This window comes from Rhodococcus sp. 24CO (assembly GCF_050586165.1).
Taxonomy (GTDB): domain Bacteria; phylum Actinomycetota; class Actinomycetes; order Mycobacteriales; family Mycobacteriaceae; genus Rhodococcus_F.
In genome coordinates this window covers 1-3,979 of record NZ_JAZFNF010000045.1, presented here as the reverse complement: position 1 = coordinate 3,979, position 3,979 = coordinate 1, and the positions used below count along the sequence as shown (strand labels likewise).

The 3,979-nt window shown below is 58.6% G+C and carries 3 protein-coding genes; 1 reads left to right on the top strand and 2 read right to left on the bottom strand.

Annotation, left to right across the window (positions count from 1 at the left end; translation table 11 throughout):
* Positions 1-40 precede the first annotated feature (40 nt).
* Positions 41-1,141 (bottom strand): SMODS domain-containing nucleotidyltransferase, encoded by a 1,101-nt coding sequence (locus tag V2B23_RS30700; RefSeq protein ID WP_430953669.1) that lies wholly within the window; start codon positions 1,139-1,141, stop codon positions 41-43.
* Positions 1,138-2,178 carry an SAVED domain-containing protein gene (locus V2B23_RS30695; protein ID WP_430953668.1) on the bottom strand — a complete coding sequence of 347 codons (1,041 nt, stop codon included), beginning with the start codon at positions 2,176-2,178 and terminating at the stop codon, positions 1,138-1,140. The genes V2B23_RS30700 and V2B23_RS30695 overlap by 4 nt, the downstream gene beginning before the upstream one ends.
* A gap of 678 nt (positions 2,179-2,856) precedes the next feature.
* Between V2B23_RS30695 and V2B23_RS30690 the strand changes: the two genes are divergently transcribed.
* A partial coding sequence (locus V2B23_RS30690; protein WP_430953667.1) for a hypothetical protein occupies positions 2,857-3,979 on the top strand: 1,123 nt, incomplete at its 3' end.

Here is a 3,979-nt window from a genome sequence, read left to right as displayed (position 1 = left end):
TGTCGTCATCTCGGCACCTCCTCGCCGAGCATTCACTCAGCTAGTCGGGCCGAAACACCGTTTTAGAGACAGTCCCGTAGCGACGAAACCCTGACTTCGTCGGCGACATGCGTCCGACCAATCTCACCGTGTAAGCCGGATCCAGCCGTGTCGGGATACCGAAATGCTTGAGGAACTGCTCCCGAGGCGCGGGCTGTTCGGCATAATGCTGGGCGATCGCAGCACTGAGCGCAGTGCGTGAGCCGCCGACCGCAGCCGACGTCGACGCAGACCCGAAGTTCGTTCCGAAGACCGTCCTCCACGCATCGACGCTTTCATCGGCAGGTGCATCAAGGGCGCTCTGCATGTCTTTCGCCCACGTCGAGATCCGGCTCTTGAAGGTGACGAAAGCTGACTGCGGCCAGCGGTCGGCAAGGTTCTGGCCGGTTTGATCGTCGACGAACGGCACGAAAAATTGCGAGTCCAAGTACGTTTTCAGGCCGTTGACCAGCGCGACGAGCGTGCGCGGCAGGTCCGTGTACGAGGTGAACGGTTGGACGCGCCCGGCCAGAAGCGAGGACAGCACGACCGACGGTATCTCTGCGGAGCTGTTGTCCCGCAGATATTTCATCAGTCTCACCGTCTTCACCAGATGGCCACCGGCGGCCTTGTTCTGTCCCACGAACCAGGACGACAGCGCGGTGGGTTCGGCAAGAATGAACTGATTTTTCGTCCGGTGGGTGATGTATGTCAGACCGTCGGCTCGGGTGACGAACGGAACTATGTCGATATGGAAGTCGCCTGCGTAGTCGATTGTGGCACAACGCTTCCCTAGTTTTGCCTTGTCGCCGTAGCGTGCGGAATCATCGAACGCCTTGTGGAGCTTGACGGTGTAATGCTTCGGTTCCCATCCGTCCACTTCCTTCATCGGCAACAGCACGTCGGCGTCGAAATCGTTGCGCCGTTGCGGTTTGATGATCGTCCGACTCGCGTAGGACCCTTGCGGAATCAGATCCCCGTCGAGACAGATCTGCAGATCGGCGTGATCGTTGACGAACGAATTGATCGCCTCGACACGAGCGTTCAGTTTCTTCGTGCGATCCGGGTTGAGGTTGACATGATCGTCGAGAAAGTCCTTGAATTCGTTGTGCCGCGGAGTCATCCGGTCACCTCCAGAACCCGTGTGTAGGTTGCATGATCCGTGCGTTGGTACAGAACCAGGTCAGGCTGCGCGATTCTCATCCTGTCCCGCCCCATCTGAATCGCCGCCGTGACCGGGACTGCGGCGATTACATGAATCCTCCGTGTGCTCGGCCATTGCCGCTCGACCTGCACGACACACGCGCGCCAGGCTTTCGCGAACGCGTCGAGCGCGCGCAACGAATCGATCAGACCCGATCGAGGGTCCTCGGTCGTGGGGCGAACTTCGAGAAGAGGCAGCCCACGGAGAGCGTCAGGGATCCTGTCGATGCTGACATCCGCAGAGACACTGACCATCACGACGACGTCGCTGTCGTTTCGAGTTCCCTCATCGCGGACGACGACATCGAAATCCGGTGCCGGATCAGGGTGCTGAGGCCACGTCCACGGACTGCCGGTACTGCCGCGATGACGCTCGAACAGCAACGTTTCCGTCTTGTCGTCCAGCCTCGAACCGAGATACACCAACAGCGGGATCGGAGCGATCGCAAACACACTGACATGCGTCGTGTCGCCATGGGCGATGGCGTCCTGCACCTTCGCCAACTCCTTGTCGATCGCTGCCTTACCGCTGTCCCAAAACCACTCCTGCCCCTCGTCGCCGGGAAGCTGTACGAAGAAATCGCCCGTTCGCGTGTCCTCACCGAATCCCGTCAGATTCCGATCGAGCAACGCCTCGGCGAGTTGCCCGGGCGCAACACCGGAGGTGCTCTCGCGTACCTCGCCCACCATCCGCATCACGGTGGTCTGACGCAGCGTCGCGAAATCGGTGACCTCACGGACCCGACGCTCGTGTCGACGTTTCTTGTCCGCCAGATACTCCGAGGTATACAGCGGGATCAATTCCGCCGAATCGATACTCTTGTGACACGAATGGCACAACAACAAAAGATTCGATTCTGCATTGCGATCCGCGACGTCCGCGCTTTTACGCGGAGACTTTTCTCCCGACGTCGCCCCCACATTGTGGGCGATCTCCCCGACCAGAACAGTGTGCATAGGCGACGAACGCGAATCCAAAAGCCACTGTGAACACAGAACACATCTACCAGCAGCACGCGCCCAGATTCGTCGCCGAACAGTCTCGGGAATTTCCTCGCGCTTGACCACAGAATTTCTCGCCGCCACCGAATCTCTCCCGCCTGTATTAGTTCGACGGAATACTACGGTGCATCTCCGACACCGACGGGCCCGATCGCCACAGGTAGATAACGCAACGTCGGAAAAATCGTGACGCACTCTCGGCGATAACCAGCACCGCCGCGATGAGTCGCGAAAATACGCACTTGTTCACTCGATAGATTCGCTACTCGGCAATCTGTTTCCTGCCACAACGGGAACTGGAAGATGATCGTATCGACCCACACGCAAAGCATCCTTCTCAAGCTCAGTGTCTGCGAGCAGACGTTTCAGCCGGCGGGAGAATCAACACCAGCATGAGCAGCTCCGCAGCGCCATCACGTCGAGGATCGTCCTGGTCTGGGACCATTCCTGACAGTGCAATAAGGCGCCGCCAATCTCCACGTTCGGCGACACCGGACTCGTTGACAGTTGCCGTCGCCGTGCACGACATACAGTCACTTTCATGTCCCCCTCTTCGAATTCAAGAACACGCAAGCGACCACAACAGCAAGAGCGCCCCCTCTCGCGCCTGCCCAGTTTCCCGAGCTCAACGGCATGCTCTACAACGCCGATCCGGCCGAATACCTGAAGATGAGAATCGAATCGCTCTCGCTCATGCTGTGTGACGATGACGCCCTGGGACCGGCATTCTCATCGACCCGCCACATCGGAGTCGTCACACTCGAAGCAGCAGATACACCGAACGCTGACGCAAGGCGCAGATTCGTTGCCACCGAAGCGAACCTCATCGTTCACCACGCAGCCGAGACCCTGCTGCGCATGTTCTATGCACACGTCGAACAAGAAGACTGCCCGTGGCTCGGAATCGCATCCTCCGTCAACTTCACCGAGTTCAAACAGAAACTCGACCACGGACTCGAGAGCGGCTTCGACCGGGAGAAGATCGCGCAAGTTTTCCTGGGCGGGGTGTCCGCGTCCGACTCTCAAATCCACGTCACAGAAACCGATTTCAATGAAGGGATCGATGCGATTTCCCTGCTGCTGACGTATGCGGCGCAGCGTTATCTGGCGGAATCGTTCGTCTACAACGCAGCCAAGCACGGGCTGAGCAACGTCATGGTGGACAACGCATCCTTAGGCATCGAAACCGAAGGCGAGGCGCCGCTTCAGCTCCACCAAGGTCAGCTGCAGACCTATCTTCACAAGAACCGATTTCCGGGTGCCAAAAACGAAGCCAGGCAATGGTTCATGAGCGCCACCGGAACTCTGCCAGACCAGGACTTGGCGGTATCGCTGCTCATCGCCCGCGCGATCGACTCACTGTGGAACTGCGCTCGACGCAAATACTTGGCGTCGCCAGGACAGATCGTCCTTCTCAATGCTGAAGAAGTCACACTCGCCATCTACGGGCCCGTACAGCACTCACTGAACCTCGTACGGACATTCACCTACGAACTTCCGAAACGATCACCTGACGGTTCGATCCCAGAAACACACCTCACCTTCATTAATCAGCAGATACCTGACGATTGGTCAGCCGACAGCGGAGACAACGTTCGACCAGTCCGACGGATCAACCTGCTCGTTCGGCAGCGTGATCGTCGCATCCACTCGACCAGCAGACGCCACCTTCTTCCCTTCGGGTCTATCTCGCTAACGGTGTTTCGGCGGATTTCCATCAGTATGTTTCCGATCCCGGCCAACGATCGGCGAACGT